Annotated in this window: 19 protein-coding genes; 9 read left to right on the forward strand and 10 right to left on the reverse strand. The window is 36.3% G+C overall.

Annotated elements, in window-relative coordinates; translation table 11 throughout:
• The first annotated feature begins 122 nt into the window (after positions 1-122).
• Positions 123-1,199: a peptide chain release factor 1 gene (prfA, locus tag ACKWCD_RS13230; protein WP_413984436.1), complete on the forward strand. Its 1,077-nt coding sequence runs from the start codon at positions 123-125 to the stop codon at positions 1,197-1,199.
• Positions 1,200-1,287: 88 nt separating this feature from the next.
• Positions 1,288-2,109: an orotidine-5'-phosphate decarboxylase gene (gene pyrF, locus ACKWCD_RS13235; protein ID WP_413984437.1), complete on the forward strand. Its 822-nt coding sequence runs from the start codon at positions 1,288-1,290 to the stop codon at positions 2,107-2,109.
• Here the strand turns inward: pyrF and ACKWCD_RS13240 are convergent, their stop codons facing one another.
• Complete coding sequence (locus tag ACKWCD_RS13240; protein WP_413984438.1) at positions 2,110-2,298, reverse strand: hypothetical protein; 189 nt, start codon at positions 2,296-2,298, stop codon at positions 2,110-2,112.
• A gap of 232 nt (positions 2,299-2,530) precedes the next feature.
• On the opposite strand from ACKWCD_RS13240, the gene ACKWCD_RS13245 reads away from it, so the two are divergent.
• A complete protein-coding gene (locus ACKWCD_RS13245) occupies positions 2,531-3,373 on the forward strand; it encodes an alpha/beta fold hydrolase (RefSeq protein ID WP_413984439.1) in 843 nt (280 codons plus the stop codon).
• A gap of 397 nt (positions 3,374-3,770) precedes the next feature.
• On the opposite strand, the gene ACKWCD_RS13250 is transcribed toward ACKWCD_RS13245, so the two are convergent.
• From ACKWCD_RS13250 to ACKWCD_RS13275, 6 genes are all read right to left on the reverse strand, one after another.
• Complete coding sequence (locus tag ACKWCD_RS13250) at positions 3,771-4,466, reverse strand: hypothetical protein (RefSeq protein WP_413984440.1); 696 nt, start codon at positions 4,464-4,466, stop codon at positions 3,771-3,773.
• 92 nt (positions 4,467-4,558) lie between these two features.
• Positions 4,559-5,968: a RagB/SusD family nutrient uptake outer membrane protein gene (locus ACKWCD_RS13255; RefSeq protein ID WP_413984441.1), complete on the reverse strand. Its 1,410-nt coding sequence runs from the start codon at positions 5,966-5,968 to the stop codon at positions 4,559-4,561.
• A 10-nt stretch (positions 5,969-5,978) separates the two neighbouring features.
• Positions 5,979-8,996, reverse strand: coding sequence for a SusC/RagA family TonB-linked outer membrane protein (locus ACKWCD_RS13260; RefSeq protein WP_413984442.1), 3,018 nt, complete (start codon positions 8,994-8,996; stop codon positions 5,979-5,981).
• 660 nt (positions 8,997-9,656) lie between these two features.
• Positions 9,657-10,949 (reverse strand): helix-turn-helix domain-containing protein, encoded by a 1,293-nt coding sequence (locus ACKWCD_RS13265; protein WP_413984443.1) that lies wholly within the window; start codon positions 10,947-10,949, stop codon positions 9,657-9,659.
• A 384-nt stretch (positions 10,950-11,333) separates the two neighbouring features.
• Positions 11,334-12,035, reverse strand: a complete 702-nt coding sequence (locus tag ACKWCD_RS13270) for a DUF4197 domain-containing protein (RefSeq protein WP_413984444.1) — start codon at positions 12,033-12,035, stop codon at positions 11,334-11,336.
• Positions 12,036-12,169: 134 nt separating this feature from the next.
• Positions 12,170-12,577 (reverse strand): hypothetical protein, encoded by a 408-nt coding sequence (locus ACKWCD_RS13275; protein WP_413984445.1) that lies wholly within the window; start codon positions 12,575-12,577, stop codon positions 12,170-12,172.
• Between the two features lie 120 nt (positions 12,578-12,697).
• Here ACKWCD_RS13275 and ACKWCD_RS13280 point away from each other — a divergent pair, with 120 nt between their 5' ends.
• The 5 genes from ACKWCD_RS13280 to ACKWCD_RS13300 all read left to right on the forward strand — a co-directional run bounded on the left by ACKWCD_RS13280 (position 12,698) and on the right by ACKWCD_RS13300 (position 18,399).
• The gene (locus ACKWCD_RS13280; RefSeq protein WP_413984446.1) at positions 12,698-13,150 is read left to right on the forward strand and encodes an Lrp/AsnC family transcriptional regulator; all 453 of its coding nucleotides are present in this window, start codon (positions 12,698-12,700) and stop codon (positions 13,148-13,150) included.
• Positions 13,151-13,213: 63 nt separating this feature from the next.
• Positions 13,214-14,329, forward strand: coding sequence for a helix-turn-helix domain-containing protein (locus tag ACKWCD_RS13285; RefSeq protein ID WP_413984447.1), 1,116 nt, complete (start codon positions 13,214-13,216; stop codon positions 14,327-14,329).
• A gap of 122 nt (positions 14,330-14,451) precedes the next feature.
• Positions 14,452-16,032 (forward strand): alanine/glycine:cation symporter family protein, encoded by a 1,581-nt coding sequence (locus tag ACKWCD_RS13290; protein ID WP_413984448.1) that lies wholly within the window; start codon positions 14,452-14,454, stop codon positions 16,030-16,032.
• 57 nt (positions 16,033-16,089) lie between these two features.
• Positions 16,090-16,908 carry a mechanosensitive ion channel family protein gene (locus tag ACKWCD_RS13295; RefSeq protein WP_413984449.1) on the forward strand — a complete coding sequence of 273 codons (819 nt, stop codon included), beginning with the start codon at positions 16,090-16,092 and terminating at the stop codon, positions 16,906-16,908.
• A gap of 81 nt (positions 16,909-16,989) precedes the next feature.
• Positions 16,990-18,399 (forward strand): alpha/beta hydrolase family protein, encoded by a 1,410-nt coding sequence (locus ACKWCD_RS13300; RefSeq protein ID WP_413984450.1) that lies wholly within the window; start codon positions 16,990-16,992, stop codon positions 18,397-18,399.
• A gap of 5 nt (positions 18,400-18,404) precedes the next feature.
• Here the strand turns inward: ACKWCD_RS13300 and ACKWCD_RS13305 are convergent, their stop codons facing one another.
• Entirely contained in the window at positions 18,405-19,142 is a 738-nt protein-coding gene (locus ACKWCD_RS13305) for a DJ-1/PfpI family protein (protein ID WP_413984451.1), read from the reverse strand.
• Positions 19,143-19,227: 85 nt separating this feature from the next.
• Here ACKWCD_RS13305 and ACKWCD_RS13310 point away from each other — a divergent pair, with 85 nt between their 5' ends.
• Positions 19,228-19,881: a DUF1684 domain-containing protein gene (locus ACKWCD_RS13310; protein ID WP_413984452.1), complete on the forward strand. Its 654-nt coding sequence runs from the start codon at positions 19,228-19,230 to the stop codon at positions 19,879-19,881.
• 72 nt (positions 19,882-19,953) lie between these two features.
• On the opposite strand, the gene ACKWCD_RS13315 is transcribed toward ACKWCD_RS13310, so the two are convergent.
• Positions 19,954-21,027, reverse strand: coding sequence for an outer membrane beta-barrel protein (locus tag ACKWCD_RS13315; protein ID WP_413984453.1), 1,074 nt, complete (start codon positions 21,025-21,027; stop codon positions 19,954-19,956).
• Between the two features lie 110 nt (positions 21,028-21,137).
• Entirely contained in the window at positions 21,138-22,370 is a 1,233-nt protein-coding gene (locus ACKWCD_RS13320; RefSeq protein WP_413984454.1) for an ammonium transporter, read from the reverse strand.
• Positions 22,371-22,394 lie beyond the last annotated feature (24 nt).

Consider the following 22,394-nt stretch of genomic DNA (forward strand, 5'->3'; position numbering starts at 1 on the left):
TCCTGTAAAAGTGAAATCCTAGTTGAAGTGTTTTTAAACTAAAAATGTGCTGCATCTAATTCTACCGATATCTTTAAATGTACAAATTTATTGTAAATTCGCAATCCAAGTGATGTTAGATTATGATAGATAAATTGAACATTGTAAAACAACGTTTTGATGAGGTTTCTGACCTGATTATTCAACCTGATGTGATATCAGATCAGAAGCGCTACGTAAAGTTAACAAAGGAATATAGCGACCTTAAAGACCTTGTCGCAAAGCGAGATTTATATTTGGAATTAACTGGTAATATTGAAGAAGCTGAGGAAATTATTGCAGATGGTAGTGATCCTGAAATGGTTGAAATGGCCAAAATGCAATTGGATGAAGCGAAGGAAGGCATCCCCAAGTTGGAAGAAGAGATAAGGTTGATGTTAATTCCGAAAGACCCAGAAGATGCCAAAGATGTGGTTATGGAGATCCGTGCTGGAACTGGGGGAGATGAGGCTAGTATTTTTGCTGGAGACCTTTTCCGTATGTATACCAAATATTGCGAATCAAGAGGTTGGAAAACCAATGTCATTGATTTAAGTGAAGGAACTAGTGGAGGTTATAAAGAAATTCAATTTGAAGTTTCTGGAGCTGATGTTTACGGGACTTTGAAGTTTGAAGCAGGTGTGCACCGCGTGCAACGAGTACCACAAACAGAAACGCAGGGTAGAGTGCATACAAGTGCCGCTACAGTAATGGTGCTTCCTGAAGCAGAGGATTTTGATGTACAGATTGACCCGAAAGATGTTCGTATTGATTTTTTCTGTTCTTCTGGTCCTGGAGGTCAGTCGGTGAACACCACCTATTCTGCGGTTCGTTTGACGCATATTCCAACAGGCTTGGTAGCACAATGTCAAGACCAAAAATCTCAGCATAAAAATAAAGACAAAGCTTTTCGAGTTTTACGCTCGCGTTTGTATGATTTAGAACTTGCTAAAAAGCAAGAAGAGGATGCAGCGAAACGGAATTCTCAGGTAAGTAGTGGTGACCGTTCTGCAAAGATCAGAACTTATAACTATGCGCAAGGCAGAGTTACAGATCACCGCATCGGACTCACACTTTATGATTTGCAGAATATTATTAACGGTGATATTAAAAAAATAGTAGAAGAATTGAGAGCTGTTGAGAATACAGAGAAACTGAAAGAAGCCTCTGAGACTTTTTAATATTTTTAATGTCCGTTCGAGCGCAGTCGAGAACTGACGGACACGCTAGGTGAAAACCTCTCGACTGCGCTCGAGGAGACATACATTTATGACTACAGAAGAGTTAGTACAGCAAATCCATAAAAAACAGTCCTTTCTTTGCATTGGTTTAGACACCGATTTGGAGAAAATTCCCGCTCATTTATTAGAAGAAGAAGATCCTATTTTTGCTTTCAATAAAGCAATTATTGATGCTACCCATCATTTGTGTGTTGCCTATAAACCAAATACAGCGTTCTATGAGGCTTACGGCATCAAAGGTTGGCAGGCTTTGGAAAAGACAATTCAATACTTGAATACTAATCATCCGGAAATTTTTACAATAGCTGATGCAAAACGGGGAGATATAGGTAACACTTCTACACGATACGCAAAAGCCTTTTTTGAAGATTTGGAGTTTGATTCTGTTACGATTGCTCCTTATATGGGTAAAGATTCCGTTGAACCCTTCTTAGCATTTAAAAATAAGCACACCATCTTGTTGGCTTTGACCTCTAATCAAGGAGCGTACGACTATCAAACGAAGATGTTAGATGGACAAGAGCTCTATAAAACAGTTTTAGAAACTTCACAGGCTTATGAAGGTGCAGAAAATTTAATGTACGTAGTTGGAGCTACAAAGGCTAGCTTTTTGAAAGAAATACGTGAATTGGTACCCGATAATTTCTTATTGGTTCCTGGAGTGGGAGCACAAGGTGGTAGTTTAGAAGAAGTATGCAAATACGGAAAGAACAATCAAGTGGGATTGCTCATAAATTCCTCTAGGGGAATTATATACTCTTCTGATAATCGAGATTTTGCAGAAGCTGCTGCAGAAAGTGCTAAAAAAATTCAAGTCCAAATGCGGGGGGAGCTGGGGAAACCAAAATAGTCACACCAAATTTTCTAGTATCTTTTTGATTTTTTGAGCTTTACCTTCAAAATACTCTACGAGCTTTGCATCATTAATGGTTGATGCTCTTTCCATAAAATTTTGGTACTGATATTCCAAAAGGTGAACAGCTTGTCTTCCGTTATTCATAGGTGTAACTGCACCTACTTTGCAATATTGATTTTCCATAGTCTTAATACTTTGTTCTGATAAAGATACGGGCAGAATGCATTTTTAGACGTAAAGAATCGTCATATTTGACTATAAATCAGTTCTTTTGAAGTTTTCTTAACAGTTTCGCAATCTAACGATGATATTGCCATTCGATGATTCTGTTAAATAATCAGTTAAAAGGGAAATCTCTCATAAAAGTTTTTATACCTTGCGATGTTGACTTTTTAGCAACACAAGAGAGAGCACTTTGTTAAATTACACTACATATACTCATCAAGAATCTACCACTTGGGTGACCTTCGTTCATGGAGCGGGAGGTAGTTCTTCTATTTGGTTCAAACAAGTGCGTGAGTTCAGAAAACATTTTAATGTTCTTCTTCTTGATTTACGCGGTCACGGAAACTCGAAGCCTACTTTAAAAGATGCCTTTAATGATCAATATACATTTGATTCAATTACTGATGATATTGTAGAAGTTGTGAATCATTTAAAAATTAAGAAATCACATTTTGTGGGTATCTCCTTAGGTACTATTCTTATTCGAAATATAGCAGAGCGTTATCCTAATATGGTTGAAAGCATGATCATGGGTGGGGCAATAATGAAGCTTAATTTTAGATCACAAGTTTTGATTCGTTTGGGAATTATTTTTAAGTCAATAGTGCCTTACTTATGGCTTTATAAATTCTTTGCTTTTGTAATCATGCCCAATAGAAATCACAAAGAATCGCGACTTCTTTTTGTGAGAGAAGCTAAAAAGTTATACCAAAAAGAGTTTATCAGATGGTTTAAATTGACAGCTGAAATAAATCCTTTACTTCGTTTTTTTAGAACTGCAGATATTAAAATTCCAACGTTATATGTTATGGGAGGAGAAGATTATCTTTTTCTTCCATCTGTAAAAAAAATAGTCGATAAACATACCAAGTCAAGCTTAATCACAATAGAAGATTGCGGCCATGTGGTAAATGTGGAGCAACCTCAGATTTTTAATAGGCTGGTTATCAATTACGTCTCAGACATAAGTTGGGAATCTATTCTTGTTCAGAAAACTTTGAAACAAGAAAAATCACTTCTTTCCAAAGTATAGAATATGCTCTTCAGTATCATTTCTACTTCAAAACAGTTATAAATTGATTGATTTTGAATTTAAACCGATACTCTATTTCAAATTTAAAAAGAATTGCTAGCACCTTCACGCAGCTTATCGTCTTGAATTATATGGCATATTAGATTATGTAATGTGCGACTCTGAATGTTGATAGCTAATTCAAATAATTACTCTAAAAACTGAGACAGAAGTTCTTTTTTAGAAGTAAAACTTCAGAGCCGCTTTTTTTACATTAATTGGAGATTGAAATCAAAGTAACAATCTTCAATGCATTCAATAGGAAACACTTATCAACGTTTCCTTAATCCGAAGTAAGTTTACGGTTGATTTACAGATAATGCTTTTTGTTTTTTTGCAATTTTCAAATAAGCCTTGCTTATTGTAGATTGAAATAAGAGTTGAAAATTTTGATCAAATCTTCTTTTTGATCTGTTTTCAACTTTTCATGTTTGATGAATTTCTCCATGTATTTTGCCTGGTCTTTAAATAGGATAGCAAGTTTTTTTCCTTTTTTTGGAACCTCTATTAATATTGAAGAATTTGAGATGAAATCTGTTATATGAAATATGGTGTTTCCTTTTTTGAATTTCCCTGGTACGTCTTGTTCGTAGCTACTTGTTGATTTTTTTGCAGGTATGTAGATAATTCTTTCTTTTAAGTAAAGTCTAAAGTTTTCATTCCCATATAACTTTTCAAAGAAAGTAATAGACTTGTTGCCATTTTCATCAATAAAAGAATGAGTTTCATAGGTTTTGTTTGAGCCATCTAGAAGTTTCACGGTGTAATCGTAAGATTGAGATAAGGTTAAAACTTTGTTGTTTTCATCTTTAATCTCAATCGTATTTTCTACTACGTTGAAACGCACAAGTTGTGTTTCGGTAATTCCATTTATTGTTGCAGGAGTAAATTGCTCCGTTAGATAACGCAATCCTTCAGCTTCATCATCGTACTTTTTTGTATTGGTGCCTACGTAGTAGACCAATTCGTTCAGAGATCCATTATTGGTCTGCTGTATCTGCGCAGAAGCTGAAATACTGATAAGATAAAACGCAATTATAACATATATTTTCATGGTTCATTTTTTTAGACTTTATAAAAGGATAAGCCGCCAAAATTTTAGTTTGACGGCTTATTACTTAGTGGATTCGTATTGATTTCTAGAAATTAAAAATTACCAGGATTTTGTGTGATGTTAGGATTGTTGGTGGTCTCGTCATCCACAATTGGAAATATTACTTTATCGGCACCAGGAGCTGAAATAGCTCCACCATCTGGACGTAAGTTTAAATTATTTCTTAAGAGATCCATTCTTCGATGCCCTTCAAAACATAGTTCTTTTCTTCTTTCTGTAGAAATGATGGCCAAATCAACAGATGCTAGGTTGGCTAATCCTGCTCTTGCTCGCAAACGGTTGATATCGTTCAAAGGTGAGTCTCCGACCGAAGTGCCATTTCTGAAATTAGCTTCTGCTCGAATTAAATACATTTCAGTAACACGCAAGACCATACCATCTGAAGCGTTATTTACCACATCAGGATATTTGGTCGTAAAGAAGGTATCATTACCCTGGGCATCAGAGGCGGCAACGGATAAAGTTGAAAACCGTAGATCGCCAGCTTCCGAGGCAAATGCATCTAATAGATCTTGGCTGAAAGGAGCATCACCTCTACCACCTGGTGCTGCGTTGTAAAAATTCACATAGACTTCATCTGAACCTGCAGCTTCTTGTGGACCATCAGTTGGTGTGTTTACCACAGAGAATATATTTTCAGCCGATTCAGGACTGTCATCATAAAAATCATAAACAGGGGCTAATGAATATTCAGAAGAATTGATTACTTGGTCTGCAAAACTTGCAGCATCTGCCCATTGTTCACGATATAAGTAAAGACGTGCTAAAAGCGCTCTTGCAGCGCCAGCTTCAGCTCGTAAACCATTGCTTTCAGGAAGATTGGTAATAGCGTCTAACAAATCTTGCTCGACTAAAGCATGTACTTCGTTCACTGTAGAACGTTCCAATTGAAAGTCAGAAAGCACGCTTTCCGCCAAAAAAGGTTCTGTTACAAGCGGTACTCCTAAATTTGAACCATTAGAAAACTGATAAGGCTGCGCAAATATGTTTACCAATTGAAAGTATGTAAGTGCTCTGAGAAATTTTGCCTCTCCGATAAATTGGGCCTTCTCATCATCAGATAGGTCAGGCAAGTCGACATTCGGTAAATTCACAATAATGTTATTGGCAGCACCTATGACTTCATACGAATCTAACCAGATATTATCAATTGTTGCATTGGTTGCCAAAGTTTCAAATTGATCTATTTCTTGAAGTGAAGGAAAACTTCCTACAAACTTCACATTATCAGACATGAAATCTGACATTAACTGTATATTTCCATTTAAATCACCACTCTGATTCTTACTGTAAATGCCCACTACGGCACCATTTATAGAACCACGTGTATTAAACACAGTAGCTGATTCAACACTGTCTTCCGGAACTACGTTCAGCTGATCTTCACATGAAAAGATCAAAAGAAGACCTAAAAGCGTTGTTATTTTTTGTAATTTTTTCATTGCTGTTTTTTTAAAAAGTTAATCGAGCTCCAAATGAGTATGACTTTGCCTGTGGAGCTGTAAAGAATGACTCTCCTTGAAACCTCGGGTCTATATCATCGGTCACCTCAGGATCTATTCCTTTTAATTCGTCTTTTTTAATGGTTAAAAGATTTGTGGCTGTGGCGTAGAAACGAATTCCACTAAAGATTCCACCTAATCTATCCAATACCTTTTCAGGAATGTTATAGCCTAAAGTGACATTCTTTATTCTTAAGTAAGAAGCATCAAGTTGCTGTTGTGTTGAACGCTGGTTAAAAGTATTAAAAGTTGAACTTGTTGGGCTTGGTAAGAAAGCATTATCACCCGCTTGTTTCCAATAATTCAAATTTTGTCTTCTGATGTTTACGATACCACCAATAGCATCATTACCATCTGCGAAACGTAATCCATCAATCACAACATCATTACCATAGGAATAGTTCATTAAAACTGAAAGGTCAAAATCTCTATAACTAATAGTGTTGGTCATACCGCCAGAGAAATCAGGTAAAGGACTGCCTGTAACCACTCTATCTCCTGACCCAGGAGTATTTGTAATATTACCATCAGCATCCAACCACTCTGCATCACCAGTTTGTGCATTAATGCCAACATAGCGAATTAGATAAAAATTATTTAGTGATTCGCCCTCGATTGCACGTTGTATAGCACCGTCTATAATTCTTCTTCCTTGGGGGTCGGTTGCTGCATCCTCATTTAAACGAATTACATTATTTTCAATGGTTGTCAGGTTGAAACTGGTTCTCCAAACAAAATTTTCTGAACGTATATTTACGGTACTAAGATCGAACTCCCAACCCTTGTTTTCCATTTCTCCAATGTTTCTGCTAACCGATGCAAATCCTGTTTGGGGCGGAAGTATTTGATTCAGTAGTAAATCACTTGTGTTCTTTTTGAAATAGGATACATTGAGATTAACACGTCCTTTTAAAAAAGAAGATTTGATACCAATGTCTATCGTTTTACTTTCTTCCCATTTAAGATCGGCATTTGCAGGTTGATTTGGAATGATACCTGATTCTCCATTGTAATCGGCAATTCCCCCTGCGCTATATAATGCTAAGGAAGGAAAAGTACCCAAACGATCATTACCGACAGTTCCTATACTTCCTCTTATAGATAGGTAATCGAAGAAATTCAGATCTTGAATGAAAGGTTCTTCAGATAAAACCCAACCTGCGGCCGCTGACCAAAAATATCCAAAACGGTTATTGGCACCAAAACGAGAGGAGCCGTCACGTCTAATAGAGCCTTCTACCAGATATTTTCCTTTGTAATCATAGGTAAGCCTAGAAAACAAACCAAACAATCGCGTTGGATTCCGATCACCGTTTAGCACTGTAGCTGTGGAACCTGAACCTATATTTCGAAGATCATCGGTTAGGAAACCAGTAGCTGAAACGTTAGACCTAGTAGTTAAAGATTCTTCGTAGTTAAGCCCAAATAAGGCACTGAAATTGTGATTCTCTGCAAAAGTATCTCTAAAAGATATGGTTTGATTGGTCAACCATCTGTCATCGCCTACATATAATAATTGGCCAGAACCGCCTGGTGTGTTGAATTCTGCATTTCTAATGGTTTCTTCAACGGTAAGTTTATCTACGCCAAATTCAGAGCGCCAGGTAAGCTTATCCCATAGATTGATTTCGGTAAAAGCATTTCCGATGACTCTAAATGTTTTAAGTTCATCTGTATTCAGGGCGACTCGAGCGAAAATATTTGGAATGAAAGATCCAGACTGTGCAAAGTTACCCTCATCATCAAATGCTTTTACAACCGGACTTTGCAGAAATGCTGTAGTAAAGGGGGCATTGATGTTATTTTCTATGCCAACCCTGTTAAGACGATTGTTCGTAATACCTAGATTCATGCCCGCTTTTAGCCAGTCATTTACCTCAGTCTCTAAATTGATTCTTGCACCGGCTCTTTGTTGGTCATTACCAATTACGAACCCCTGCGCATCTTGGTAGTCAAGACCTATAAAAAAGGTGGTTTTTTCTCCTCCTCCTCGTACACCAAGATTATAATTTTTAGATATACCCGTACGTTGAACACCGCCAAGCCAATCCGTTCCTCCTGAGCCAATGGCCCCTAAATTAAGATCTTCAGGTGATGTTGGAGTGCCGTTTTGTAGCGTGGCAACTTCAGATTTAAACTGTCGAAATTCATCTGCAGTAAGAATATCCGGTACATCAGTAGATTCAGAAAATTGTGTGCTAACATCCAATGTTACAGAAGTTTTTGAGTTTTTCCTTCCTTTCTTTGTGGTAATGAGAATAACTCCGTTAGCTCCTCTAGATCCATATATTGAAGTAGCTCCCGCATCTTTTAATACGGTTAAAGAGGCAATATCATTTGGATTTACATATGACAATGGATTAATTCCTGTATTACCACCTCGTGTAAGAGTATTAGACTCGTTATCCGTAATTGGAACACCATCAATCACGATTAATGGTTGGCTACCTGAGTTTATAGAGTTAACGCCGCGAACACGTATTACAGCGGCTGACCCTAATATACCAGAAGCATTGACAATTTGCGTTCCCGCGCTCTGACCTTGTAATAGTTGATCAGCCGATACTACTTGAAGATTCTCAATAGCTTCTTCCTTGATTAGCGCTACATTTTGTATAATTTTCTTTTCTAGTTGATTACCATAACCTACTACTACAACCTCTTCTAGTGCTTGCGCATCTTCTTCCATTTGTATATTCATAGTATTCGAGGAGCCTACTTTACGCTCAATAGTTCTTTGCCCTATAAATGAGAATATAAGGTCATCACCTTCACTTGCCTGAATGGCGTAGTTACCATCAAAATCAGATTGGGTTCCGTTTGTGGTACCCTTCACCAAAATGTTAACTCCTGGTAATGCAAGACCTGTTTGGTCCGTAATTGTACCCGAAATCGTTTTTTCTTGTGCATATGCCGTCGAGAGACATAAAAAGAGTAGCATACACAACCAATTCCATTTTTTTTTCATATTTCACGTTTTAATTTTAAGTTAGTTGACTAATGAAAATGAAAGGATTATCTGTTATGCCCCAGCTATCAGTTGAAACTAAAAAGTCAATTTTGCTGTGAACTCAAAATGATGTAAAGAGGAGATTTTGAGATTTTACTTGAAGTTTCTACTAAGACATGTTCCTCTTTAGGCACCTTATTTTTCATTAGTCAAGACCCAAAGAAACATGGTCTTAACATTTTTTTGGGAAAGCCCTATAAAATTTTCCTTTTCCGAAGAAAACTTACGTCTGATTTACGGTTTGTTTTGTTTAATTTATTTTCTAAATAGAATCAAGGGGAAAGAATAGCACTGGAATAGCAAAAGGATTGAGCAAAATATTTCGATTATGAATTCAGGATTCATATATAAAAAAGCTGGAATTGAATTTGGAAATTGTAACGGTAAGAACGAAAAAGTAAGTACTAATAAAAGCAGCTCTGAGCGGTTTCTTTTGATGACTAAATTCAAATAAACTACCCTAAAAATGAGAAAGAAGAATGATTTCTAGAAGTATAACCTTCAGAACTGCTCTTATAATTTGATTGATGAATGTTGAAGTTAGAGACTTCTAGGTTGTAATTAGGAAAGTCTGATAAACATTTACTTTTCCGATGAAAATTTACAAGAGGTTTACAGTTAAGCGCTAAATGAAGTTCTCTGATATTGACTAGGCGTTAGCTGAGTTTCTTTTTTAAAGGCTTTGTTAAAAGTAACTTTATTATTGTATCCAACTTCGTATGCGATATCTATAATATTGAGATTTTTTTGGATATCGTTGTTTAACATTGCCTTTGCTTCTTGAATTCTGTAGGAATTTATAAGTTCATGAAAACTCATATTAAAGTGCTCATTTATCACCTGAGAAGTATTATGTCGTGTAGTATTTAGTTTTACTGAAAGTGCTTCTAAACAAATATTACTTTCCTTATAGATTTTTTCATTATCAAATAAATGAATTAGGTTTTCTTTCAATTCTAATGATAAACTCTTGGTAAGGCCAGATTTTTTGTATTTATAAAACAAATTGTTAAATGAGAAAGATCCATTAAAAACAGCTGGTTGTACATTCGCGCAATATCCAATATACATAACCATAGAGGCCATGCTTACTACTTGCATATGAAACAGAAACCCTGAAGTGATGTTATTACCTAACATAAACCCATAGGCCACATAACAAAAAACATAGAGTATATGAATTAGATAAATGTTTTTTTGCCATGCTTTATTTTGCATATCTAGCGAAGTATTCTTTTTAGAATCCAGGTATAACCGTCTGATGTAATACCCGTATGTTAAGAGAGAAATTACTTTTAAAACAATTATGGCGACGTCTGAAAAACTTCTCCCGATACTCGCTCGTCCTAACATGATTTCTAATTTCTGATCCGCTGGCAGAATATACCCTGGAATGAGGTACATCACAAATATCAGGGTGGGTAAAAAATGCAATAAATCAAGTTTCTTGAACTTATACTGTGTGGTTATTCTCTTGAAATAAAAATAGAGTAAGGGACCATACAGAAATGAAAATCCGGTCGATATCCTATAGGTATGGGGAAACTGAAATTGATATTTTGTTATGCTAAGGAAAATATGAAGTATGAAAACTGAATGAATAAATATGAAACTACTTATCAAGATTTTTGCAACAGATTCCACTTTCTTATTAAAATGTAGAATTATGGCGATATAAAACCCGATGAGGGCTACATACAGATATATAAATGAAAGCATGCTAATTTCAGGGGAATAGTCGGCTAAATTAACAGAACTCATACTGGGAATAGGGTAATCAATCTTTGCCAATAAACTTTCATTAAAATGATATAGCATAAGACTAGCACCATCTCTAAAATCCAAAGATTGACTAGAGTAGCCTGAGAAGCTTGTGAGTAAGAATGTGATTAAGATCCCTATTTGTCTCATTTTTGATTGATGATTGAATTAGCTAGGTATAAGTTAGTAATAAATGTATTTCTAGGGAGTATTAATGTTAAAAATAAAGTAAAGCCCGATAATAGTTTACCTTTGATAAAAGCCTTTTAAGTGAACGTTTAATCGCTGAAGTGTTGTAAAAATTAATATTTGAAAAGATGTTAAAGCTTTTAGATGGTGTATGGTGAATCTTAATAAATGCAATAAAAAAAACCGGTGCTCCCACCGGTTTTAACTAACTAACTCAAAAAATTACTAACTCAAATTTGTAGAAAAAGCTTTTAAAAACTTTTTGAAATACGTTTCATTTTGTTCTCTAAAAATATAACGGACTAATGTCTGAAATAGTATAAAAGCAAAGTAAAAATTTTAACATTAATCTTGAAGTACAAAAACCTTTCTTAAAAGATCTGTTGTTCTAGAGGAAACCTTGGTTCTGATCTGCTTTTCTTCAACGGCTATCATCTTATAAACTCCGTTCAATGCCTCTTGAGTTACGTAATCAGTTAAATCTGGATTCACATTCTTGGTTAAAGGAATACTATTATATTTAGTGATAAGGTTATTCCAAATTTGGTCTGCTCCCACTTTTTCAAATGAATTTTTTATCACAGGGTTGAACTTGGCATAAAGCGCAGTTTTTGTTGTGCTAGTAAGATACTGTGTTGCTGCATCATCTTTACCTAAAAGAATAGATCTGGCATCATTAAACGTAATGCCTTTTACTGCATTTATGAAAATAGGCGTGGCTTCACTAACAGCATCTTCTGCCGCACGGTTTAAAACTTTTAATCCTTCATCTGCCAACTTACTTAAACCAACATCGCGTAACGTTTTATCTACTTTCTGTAACTCTTCAGGCAGTAAAATTTTCACAAGTTCATTTTCGAAAAACCCATCTTCTTGCGTTAATTTGGAAACTTGCTTGTCAATTCCTAGATCTAAAGCTTCTCGGAGTCCTGCTGCAATATCTAGAGTTCCATTGCCCGTTCCTTGGGGTAGTTGATTGACAACTTGTTGCAGTTCACCACATGCTGTTAATTGAAAGACTATAAAAAACAAGAAAATCTTTTTCATCGTAGAAGTTTTAGTGTGTTAAAAACAAGTATTTCTAAAACGAAAAAGGGGTATATATAGTATTTTGAAAAGCAGTAAAAATCTTTGAGGTATTATTCGGAAGTTAAAAGCAATATTAAATCTCAAATAGTGATCTAAAAATCATCTGATGAATTCGGTAAAGTTCGAATCCATTTTTTAAATGATTTTCTAAAACTTTTGATTTCTTTTCGTAAAAGATTTAGATATTCTTTTTCCTTTACGCCGTCTTTTTCCAAGCCCGTACAATATGAGTTAATATTGCGAATCATTATATTGATAAATGTAGCGTTTTGAAGTCTTTCACTATATGATTTTGAGGACAAGGCCTGAGCCATATTTTTCGAAATTAAACGCGTATCAGTAAGAAGAGAATTTGCTATTATGTCACGTAAGCTATTAGATTGATATAGCTTCACAAGGTCTTTATTGAACGAAACATACGATACCAAATGCCGGCTAATCTCATAAAGAGATTCGGCTTTTTGATAAACCTTTACAGCGCCCAAATTTTCTGAAGACATGTTTTCTTTGTAATAGCAATTATACCCTAAAGTTACGTCAGAAATAAAGTATTTTTCTTTAGAATCAATGGTAAAACTGTAATTTTGATTTCGAAACTAAAATTTTAATCTATTTTACCTATGAATATTAAGATTGATAATTTGAATTGGAAGATACTGGAATGTCTACAAGAAAATGCAAGGACTTCCTTCGCGGACATTGGCCGAAGAGTTGGTCTCACACCGCCTGCTGTAGCTGAACGGGTTAAGAAAATGGAAGACCTCGAAATCCTAGAAGGTTACATGGCTAAAGTTTCTCATGCCAAAACGGGGCATCAGTTAAAAGCCATTATTACACTTCGGGCTTTTATGGGTAAATTAAAGCCTTTTCTTACCATCGTAAAAAGCTTTGAGGAGGTTATAAACTGTTATCGCATTACGGGTAATGAGAACATTGTGATGGAGGTGGTATTGAAAGATCAATTCCATTTAGAAAAATTTATTGATAAGCTTATTCAATATGGAGAGACTCGAACACATATTATACTTTCGAATGTGGTTTCGAACGCACCTATTTTGAAGAGGGGTGGTTAAGCATTGGTTACATAGTGTAAAGCGGGCATTTTTGGTTAAATTTAAAATCAATAAAACTAAAGCATGCAAGTTATTTTGGAATATGCAATTACAGCAATAGTCTGCTTGATTACAGCTACTGTTATTCAACGCATTTACAAAAAGGAAAAAAACAATGTTGCCAAAGCCGACGAGGTGAAAGGCATCCTATGGTTCGGACTTGCCATTTTCACTTGGGGGTTTGGAGCTTTATTTAACTTGATTGCAGTTTCCTATTTAGAATGGTCTCCTTCAAACAAAATTCTCATCTATTTTGGTGTGCTGATTTCCCTATTGAACTCTCTTTTCATACTGCTGTCCATACCATCCATCGAATACAAGGGTAAGCGAAGTATAATAATTCGTTTGGTGGAGCGCTTTTCCGAAAGGGAATTCATTTCTATTTATCTGGGAATTATGGGAATGCTCACTTTTGTGTTTTTTGCAGCCTCCTTCACCAATTCGGCCATAAGTAATTCCCTTATATGGTTAATCGACATTCCAATTTCAATAGTAGTTGCTTTTGCCTTGTTAAATGCTTTAAATAAAGCTTTTAGTAATAGAAATATGCGTTTTATGGTTTTACCATGCCTAGCTCTTTTTATGCTTATTTTGATTGCGGTTACCCATAGGATAGTTCCAGAAGAACGAATTCCTGATTTCGTTTCGAAAGAATCCTGGGTTACCCTTGGCACCGTTACTTCTATTTCATTTAAATTCCTGTTTATTCTTTTATTTTCCATTTTATTGTACAGCTGGAAATTCTTGTCGGAAAAGGAGCAAAAGCAATCGCGTTTGGATGAAGTATTGATTGAGAAAGCAAAATTAGAAAAAGAGAACTCTAAACTAAAAATTGCAAACACCAGCCATCTGGATACTATTGCAAGATTAACCACCGATTTGGAAACACTTACCGAAACTACTAAAATTAACCTTTCAGAAAGGCAAAAGGAAGTCCTAGGAAATTTAGGGGTTCTAGGAAATGAAAAATCATATACCGAAATCGCTGAAGCAATGCATATAAGCGTAGACGGATTTCAAACGCATATTCATCAAATCAAAAAGGCCTTACATATCAGTGGTTTTGCCGGTAAGAATCAGCTTATTCAATATGCACTTGAAAATGACATGTTGAAACATGCGACCCTCAAATCAAATTGACTTCACTTCATTCTTACTTGGTTAATGGGTATTTCACCAATTCCGCTCTGATTTTTAACCAGTGTTTAGCCTTGTAGATTTTTAGCTTAAAATACACCTTGCCATAAATCGATATAAAGTAAATGGCACGTGTAGTTCTATTCCTGGTTATGTTTTTGATTTCCAATTTTGTCAATTCTCAGAGCTCCTTGGATGACCAAATCAATGAAAAATTTGAAAATGCAACAGGTTGGTTCGTCGATGCCATTTTTGCTCAGATTCCACTTACTGAAGAAGTTGGTATTCCATGGGTTTTGCTGGTGCTCCTGCTAGGAGCGAGTTATTTCACTTTTTATTTTAGAGGTATAAATTTTACAGGATTTCGTACCGCAATTCGAATTGTTCGGGGCAAGTATGACAGCTTGGAAAGCGATACCTCGATTCAAGTTTCTGAATCGATTTATACCGATGATGGCGATAATCCGGACACCGTACGAATAGAAGGTCATGATGGAGAAGTGACCCATTTCCAAGCATTAACGGCAGCACTTTCCGCAACAGTGGGTTTAGGAAATATTGCAGGTGTAGCTATAGCACTGTCCATCGGCGGGCCAGGGGCAACCTTTTGGATGATTTTGGTAGGCTTTCTAGGGATGGCTTCCAAGTTTGTAGAGTGTACCTTGGGAGTAAAGTACCGCGAAATTGATGAAGATGGAAGAGTTTTTGGCGGCCCCATGTACTATTTGACTAAAGGACTCAAAGAAAAAGGCTTAGAAAAGTTTGGAAAAGTTTTAGCCATAATTTTTGCCATTATGTGCATCGGAGGTTCTTTCGGTGGCGGTAATATGTTTCAGGTTAATCAGGCCTTCCAATTGTTCGAATATGTCTCTGGAGGTGAAGAAAGTTTTATTCATGGAAAGGGATGGCTTTTTGGATTGATAATGGCAAGTCTTGTAGGTATTGTAATTATCGGAGGCATTAAGAAAATTGCAAGGGTAACTGATAAAATTGTCCCGGCAATGGTATTCCTATACGTACTAGCAGTAATTACTATTTTGGTCATTAATTATACGAGTATTCCGGACGCTTTCATGGCCATTTTTAATGGAGCGTTTGCGCCGGAAGGAATTGTTGGAGGTTTTATTGGAGTTCTAATCCAGGGCTTCAAACGAGCGGCATTTTCTAACGAAGCGGGGATAGGATCATCGTCGATTGCCCACTCCCCAGTTAAGACCAACTATGCCGCTAGTGAAGGTTTAGTGGCACTTTTAGAACCTTTTATTGATACAGTAGTGATTTGCACTATGACGGCTTTGGTTCTAATTATAACGGGGCAACTTGAAGTAGGCGCCGAAATTTCAGATGCCCAGGGTGTGGTACTTACTTCGAACGCCTTAAAAAGTGGAATTTCATGGTTTCCGTACTTGCTGTCTTTTGCAGTCGTATTATTTGCATTCTCTTCAATGATATCTTGGTCATACTATGGACATCAAGCTTGGTCATTTCTTTTCGGACGTAGTAAGAAAATGGAGTATCTATACAAGACAATCTTTTGCATATTTGTTGTAATTGGTTCTGCCGCTACCTTAGGTTCGGTAACCGATTTTTCGGATGCAATGATATTTGCCATGTTGGTACCAAATATGATAGGCTTGTTTTTGCTTTTACCCAAGGTGAAAGAGGAGTTGGTAAAATACCGGAACGCCATTAAAAATCAGTCATAAAATACGTATGAATATTTGTAGGTAAGCGATATAATCGTTTATTTTATGTCTATGGAAATGGATAAAATCAACGAGTATCTTCAAATTGCCATTGATAAGGTGGTTTTCTTTTTACCTAAGATAGTTTTAGCAGGTGTAATACTTTGGATTGGTTTTAAAGTTGTCAAAAAAATAGTCCAGTTATTGAATCTCGCTCTTGAGAAATCAGGCTTTTCCGAAACCCTTCGTCCATTCATCGGCTCAACGGCGACAGTGCTATTAAAAGGTGCCGTGCTTTTTGCAATAGCATCTGTAATAGGAGCAGACCTAACTGGTTTATTCGCCATATTGGCTGCGGCAGGTTTTGCGATTGGTATGGCTCTTCAAGGTAGCCTAGGAAACTTCGCTTCAGGTATATTGATTCTCTCCTTAAAACCTTACAAAATTGGGGATTGGATTCAGTTGGATGACAAATTCGGTAGAGTAGAGGAAATTGGAATTTTTAGTACTGACGTATTAACTCCTGGAAATAAGATATTGATTATACCAAACTCCATGATTACGGAGTCTGTAGTCACAAATTATTCGGAGCGAGGAAAAATTCGTTTGGAATTAATAGTGACAATGCCTTACGATGAAAGCTTTCCTAAGGTAAAAAAAATAATTACTGATGCATTGTTAGAACTTCCAAATGTATTGAAAGATCCAGTACCTGATATCGGTATTCAAACCTTTGATAGCCATAGCATACAGTTAATTGTTCGACCCTATGTTGAGCCAGATAACTATTGGTCCGTTACTTTTGAGTCAAACCGAGCGATTAAGAAAGCATTTAATTCGCATAACGTTAAGGTCGCCTACTCAGAAGGTGTTGAGATGGGGGCAATTGGCGAATAATTTTAAAGGAATCTTAACTAATTTATTATGTAACTTTATTTGAATTTTTTTTTGGCTAGATTTTTGCAGCCAAGTTATCGTATGAAAATAAAATTACTTCTCCTTTTTCTATTTGTTTCTTTTTGTGGAGTTGCTCAGCAACTAACCCTGAAAAAAGGGGCGATAATAGATGCTGTTCCAGTTAACGATTCAATTTCAGAAAATTTTACGCTCTATTTACCTACTAATTTCGAAATTTCGAAACAATGGCCAGTTGTCTTTGTTTTCGATATGAAAGGTAAGGGAAGGCAGGCTCTGCGTATGTTTCGCGAGGCTGCGGAGGAGCAGGGCTATATTTTAGCTTCATCAAATAATGTAAATGATAGCATTACACTTTCAAAAAACATTCTTATTGCTAGTAGAATGTTTAGTGCGGTCTATTCCCTTTTACCTATTAAAAAGGGGAGGAGTTATACTGCCGGATTTTCTGGTGGAGCTAGACTGGCGTCACTAATACCTACCTTTGTGAAAGAGATAAAAGGTGTAATTTCTTGTGGATCACCAGTTGCAAATGCTGAGGTTTTAAGTAGTAAGAGTAAATTTCACTTCGTTGGTATTGTGGGTATAGAAGATTACAACTACATACCCATGTTGAATAATCAAAAGGTACTGAGTAAATTAAAGTTTCCTAATCAACTATTTGTTTTTGAAGGTGGACAAAAGTGGCCAGAGTCGAGGTATCTTTCGAAAGCTATGGAGATATTTACCTTGGCGGCGATGAGTAAGGGTGTTGAATCTAATAACAACTCTTTCATTAACGAAACTTATAACAAGAATTTGGGTGAGGTAAGTAGTTTGTTAACTGCCCAAAAACCTTTACTTGCGAATAAGCTTCTCAATGAAATGATATCTTTTTATAAGAATTATAAGAATATAGACTCTTTAAAACAAAGCTCTAAAACACTTCGTAAAACGAAACTTTATAAGAGCGGAAGTAGAAGTCAAAACGCTACTTTTTTTAAAGAAGGTTTGATAAAGGATGATTATGACTATTACCTTGAGGAAGACATTTTGACCTATAACTACAATAACCTTGGGTGGTGGAAATATCAGATAGACGAGTTGGATAAATACGAAAAAAGCGCTGATATTTTTGAGAAACAAATGGGAAGGCGGTTAAAGTCATATTTGAATGCGCTTATTGAAGATAATATTGATATCGTCAAGGCAGCATCCTCAATCGATGAAGAAGCATTACTGCTATTGTGGATGGTGAATACAATTACAGATGTTAAAAAATATGATTCCTATTTAAAAATAATATCGCTTAGTTCAAAAGTAGGAGATTATGGTACTGCTTTGTTTTATTTAGAAGAGTTATTAAAAAACGGATATACCAATACCGATGAATTATATGCTTTAGAGAACACTGCGCTCCTACGTATCACCCCTGAATTTAATAAAGTTGTAGCAAAGTATCTAAAAGATGCACGATACGAAACTATTGATTAGTGGTTTTAAGGTTTTACAATCAGCCTTGGTACTTGCTCTAAATTCCAATCGATTACTAGGCCTCCCGCTAAAGATTTAGCAATTTCTTTCCCATAGAGCAATTCACACAAATAGAGTGCTGCTTCAAAACTTTTGGCGCCGCCCGCTGAGGTGATATATTTCTCATCATGAACAAAAAGCACGCTATCTTTTACCTGCAAATCTGGAAACATTTTTTTATAAGCTTCAACATCGCTGGGGAAGGTCGTAGAAACTACATCATTTAAGACTCCTGCCTTTGCCAAAACAAAAGCACCATCACAATGACTTGTCATGAATAATGCCTTTTCATCAACTTTTTTAACGAAGTTGATCATTGCAGAGTCTCTCAAATCACTGTCTAAATGATGTTCTGCACTTGGTACAACTAAAATATCAATATTGGGAATGGCATCTTTGGTATAGTCGAAATCAGGAAGAATACGAACCCCTTCAAAAGTGGTTATGGGTTCTAATGTGTTGGCTACGGTGAAGGTATTCATGGCCTTAATATTTTCTCGATACTGAGTATGTTGAAATATATCAAAAGGGGCTGTGAATTCTGTGTTGAAAGTACCGTCCATAATGAGAAAAGCGACATTGTATCTGTCTGTTTTTATCTCTGGAATAAATCTTTCTTCGGATGTGCTTTCGTTTTCTTTTTTAATCTCCATGCAGGAAATTAATAAGAAAGGAATTGATAGTATGGCGAGCAGTTTTTTCATGAGATTAAATTTTCTTCTGCAAAGTACAACACAAACAAGAAAGCGGGAAATTGTATAAATCGTATTTTTACCTCAAAATGAAGTAATGAAGAATAGTGTCTTAGTCTTGGCCCTTTGTGGAATAGTATTTTTTGGGTGCAAAGAAAAAAAGAAGTACCATGATCTTGCTGAGCAAGAAATAACCTCTGTTTCTAACGATGCTATTTCTGACATTTTGAAATTCCAAAGGGAATTGAATGAAGAGTTTAAAAACCCTGAGACTTCCCCTTTACCAGATAAATTTCGAAAAGACTTTGAGTCTTTAGATTTTTTCGCTCCCGATACTAACTATATAGTAAAGGCAAAATTAGTTCTTACTCCTGAAGCAATCCCGTTTATGATGCCAACCACAACGGATCGAAAATCTGAAGAAGTTGTTTATGGAATAGCATATTTTACCATAAATGGAGTAGCAAGACAATTGGAAATTTATCAGAATAAAGAATTAATGTTGAAGGAGGAATATGTAGATTATCTTTTCTTACCATTTACCGATTTAACAAACGGCGAAGAAACTTATGGAGGTGGTCGTTATATTGATTTAAGAATTCCAAAAACAGATGAAATTACTATCGATTTTAATCGTGCCTATAATCCGTATTGTGCCTATAATAAAAAGTATTCTTGTCCTTTAGTGCCATCAGTTAATCACTTGAATACAAAAGTAATGGCAGGAGTCAAGGCTTTTGATAAAGATTAGAAACAAAAAACCCAGCCAAAGGGCTGGGTTTAACAACTCAACTTAAACAACCAACGTTAGAATTGTTTTCACTTAGAATGCGTAAATCGCGGCTAGAGCAAATGACGATAAACTGTCTGAAGAAGCACCGTCACTATCAAGAAAACCACCGGTTAAGCTATCTAGTCTAAATTCTGGCTTAATGATTAAATTTTCTACTGTATAACTGCCTGTAAGCGTAAAAGCGGTTGCAGCATCTCCAATGGCTTCACTTCCATCTGTTACCTGAAAATACTCAGCTCTTAAACCAATGGCGAAACTATCAGAAGTAGTAAGTTGTGGGTAAAGGGCAGCACCATAGAAACCTGAGTCAGCAGCACCATTTGTATCGTACGCAGCATTTATTCCAAGGAAAAATTTATCCGATAAATCGAAACCTCCTGTAAAGTCAATTTCTGTACCTAGACCGCCATTTTCACCACTGTCATAGTAGAAGTTTAAATATTGTCCATAGAAACCTAATTGTGCACCAAAAGAATACTCGCCAGTTGTGGTAATGTCATTGGTATCCCAAGGGTTCATAACTGCCAACATTAAACTAAAATCCTCAGATAAAGCAAAATCTGCTTTAAGGCCCACATGCGAGAATGGTCCGTTTGAAAATAGATAAGAAGTACTATAATTAAAGTTGGCTTGTGGCGCAATTACTTCATATCCTAAGAATGTATTGAAACGCCCAAGGGTTAACGTAGTACTCTCGGATACATTCCAGTATACATAAGCTTGATTAACAATACCGTCAACTATATCTGTATTGAAAGTTGCGCCAGCACCCCTTGGTCCTACAACTAAATCAAGAACAGCCCCAACTTTGCTGCCCTCGTAGCTAGCAATTAAATTACCCATTCCGACGGCAAAACCAGTTTGATTTGCAAATGCTGTTCCCGGATCTGGTGTGCTCGTCAGTAAGTTACCGTCAGCATCAAATGTGGGAGAATCTGAGAAATTGGTTCTGTAATAACCATCCACACTACCACTAAGGGTAAATTTTGGTTTTGATATCTCTTCAGTTTCTTCCTCTTGAGCGAATGTGCTTATTGCGGCAAAAAGCATTAGTGTTGTTAGAAATATATTTTTTACGAAATTTGTTTTTGTAATCATGTTCATAGGTTTAAATTTTAAGTTTCCCAGCGCGGGACTTGATTTTTGATCAATAAATTGTGAAAAGATTATGTAACGGAGCGTTCTGCAAAACGCTCCGTTTGTTTTTGTTCGAATTAGTCATTCATAAAGTCAGGGTAGGCGTCCATACCATGCTCGTGAAGATCAAGCCCTTCGATTTCTTCTTCTTTTGAGACTCGAATTCCAGTGATGGCCTTTAAACCTCCAATGATAATCGCCGAAGTGACGATGCAAAAAGCACCTACGATTAGTACTCCATATAATTGTGTCATAAACTGACTTCCGCTAGCCATAGAGCCAAAAATACCTACGACTAATGTTCCCCAGATACCACAGATAAGGTGAACGGCCACCGCACCAACGGGATCATCGAGTTTTAATTTGTCTACTAATGCAACTCCTAAAACGATAATAATACCTGATATTAAACCTATGATTATGGCTTCATTCGGCGACATTAAATCGGCACCAGCAGTTATTCCAACCAATCCTCCTAAAATTCCATTTAAGAACATAGTTAGGTCTAGATTTTTGTAAAGAACAAAAGATAAAATCATAGCTGCTACACCACCTGCCGCAGCCGAAAGACATGTAGTAACTAGTACTAAAGAAGTTAATGCTGGGTCCGCAGATAATACAGAGCCTCCGTTAAAACCAAACCATCCTAACCATAATATTAATACACCCGCCGTTGCCAGTGGAATACTGTGACCTGGTATTGCTTTAGGTTTACCATCTTCGCCGAACTTACCGATTCTAGACCCTAAGAAATAAATGGCTACTAAAGCTGCCCATCCACCAACGGAGTGAACCAAGGTTGAACCTGCGAAATCATAGAACCCCCAAGAGTCTAAGAAACCACCGCCCCATTTCCAAGCTCCTACTATAGGATAAACAAAGCCTACATAAAGCACGGTAAATATCATAAAGGCACCAATTTTCATACGCTCGGCAACTGCACCCGAAACAATGGTAGCTGCTGTTGCTGCGAACATTCCCTGAAATAAGAAATCTGTCCACCAAGTGTAACCGCCATCTGCATATTCAGGGGTCATTCCGTTTTCAGGCGCTCCAATTCCGAAGCCAGCAAAACTAAAAATTCCTGAAGAGCCTTCTTCAAAACCTGGGTACATCATATTAAAACCCCATGCATAGTAAAGAAGTAATCCTACAGTAATTATAAATATGTTTTTAAATAATATGTTAGTCGTATTTTTTGATCTTGTTAATCCAATTTCCAAAAAAGCAAAACCTGTATGCATAAAGAATACCAAAGCGGTACATATCATCATCCATACGTTGTTAGCTGTAAATAATCCTGCGTCCATTTAATAAAAGTTTAGTGGGTTGTG

This window comes from Maribacter taeanensis, from assembly GCF_047345145.1.
Classification (GTDB): Bacteria; Bacteroidota; Bacteroidia; order Flavobacteriales; family Flavobacteriaceae; genus Maribacter_C.

What these genes read in the sequence shown, in the direction of transcription:
- ACKWCD_RS13290 (WP_413984448.1), top strand. Translation starts at nt 14,452, where the DNA reads ATGGCACGTGTAGTTCTATTCCTGGTTATGTTTTTGATTTCCAATTTT.
- ACKWCD_RS13250 (WP_413984440.1), bottom strand. Translation starts at nt 4,466, where the DNA reads ATGAAAATATATGTTATAATTGCGTTTTATCTTATCAGTATTTCAGCT.
- ACKWCD_RS13280 (WP_413984446.1), top strand. Translation starts at nt 12,698, where the DNA reads ATGAATATTAAGATTGATAATTTGAATTGGAAGATACTGGAATGTCTA.
- ACKWCD_RS13275 (WP_413984445.1), bottom strand. Translation starts at nt 12,577, where the DNA reads ATGTCTTCAGAAAATTTGGGCGCTGTAAAGGTTTATCAAAAAGCCGAA.
- ACKWCD_RS13295 (WP_413984449.1), top strand. Translation starts at nt 16,090, where the DNA reads ATGGATAAAATCAACGAGTATCTTCAAATTGCCATTGATAAGGTGGTT.
- ACKWCD_RS13260 (WP_413984442.1), bottom strand. Translation starts at nt 8,996, where the DNA reads ATGAAAAAAAAATGGAATTGGTTGTGTATGCTACTCTTTTTATGTCTC.
- ACKWCD_RS13310 (WP_413984452.1), top strand. Translation starts at nt 19,228, where the DNA reads ATGAAGAATAGTGTCTTAGTCTTGGCCCTTTGTGGAATAGTATTTTTT.
- ACKWCD_RS13240 (WP_413984438.1), bottom strand. Translation starts at nt 2,298, where the DNA reads ATGGAAAATCAATATTGCAAAGTAGGTGCAGTTACACCTATGAATAAC.
- ACKWCD_RS13270 (WP_413984444.1), bottom strand. Translation starts at nt 12,035, where the DNA reads ATGAAAAAGATTTTCTTGTTTTTTATAGTCTTTCAATTAACAGCATGT.
- pyrF (WP_413984437.1), top strand. Translation starts at nt 1,288, where the DNA reads ATGACTACAGAAGAGTTAGTACAGCAAATCCATAAAAAACAGTCCTTT.
- ACKWCD_RS13305 (WP_413984451.1), bottom strand. Translation starts at nt 19,142, where the DNA reads ATGAAAAAACTGCTCGCCATACTATCAATTCCTTTCTTATTAATTTCC.
- ACKWCD_RS13285 (WP_413984447.1), top strand. Translation starts at nt 13,214, where the DNA reads ATGCAAGTTATTTTGGAATATGCAATTACAGCAATAGTCTGCTTGATT.
- ACKWCD_RS13300 (WP_413984450.1), top strand. Translation starts at nt 16,990, where the DNA reads ATGAAAATAAAATTACTTCTCCTTTTTCTATTTGTTTCTTTTTGTGGA.
- ACKWCD_RS13320 (WP_413984454.1), bottom strand. Translation starts at nt 22,370, where the DNA reads ATGGACGCAGGATTATTTACAGCTAACAACGTATGGATGATGATATGT.
- ACKWCD_RS13265 (WP_413984443.1), bottom strand. Translation starts at nt 10,949, where the DNA reads ATGAGACAAATAGGGATCTTAATCACATTCTTACTCACAAGCTTCTCA.
- prfA (WP_413984436.1), top strand. Translation starts at nt 123, where the DNA reads ATGATAGATAAATTGAACATTGTAAAACAACGTTTTGATGAGGTTTCT.
- ACKWCD_RS13255 (WP_413984441.1), bottom strand. Translation starts at nt 5,968, where the DNA reads ATGAAAAAATTACAAAAAATAACAACGCTTTTAGGTCTTCTTTTGATC.
- ACKWCD_RS13315 (WP_413984453.1), bottom strand. Translation starts at nt 21,027, where the DNA reads ATGAACATGATTACAAAAACAAATTTCGTAAAAAATATATTTCTAACA.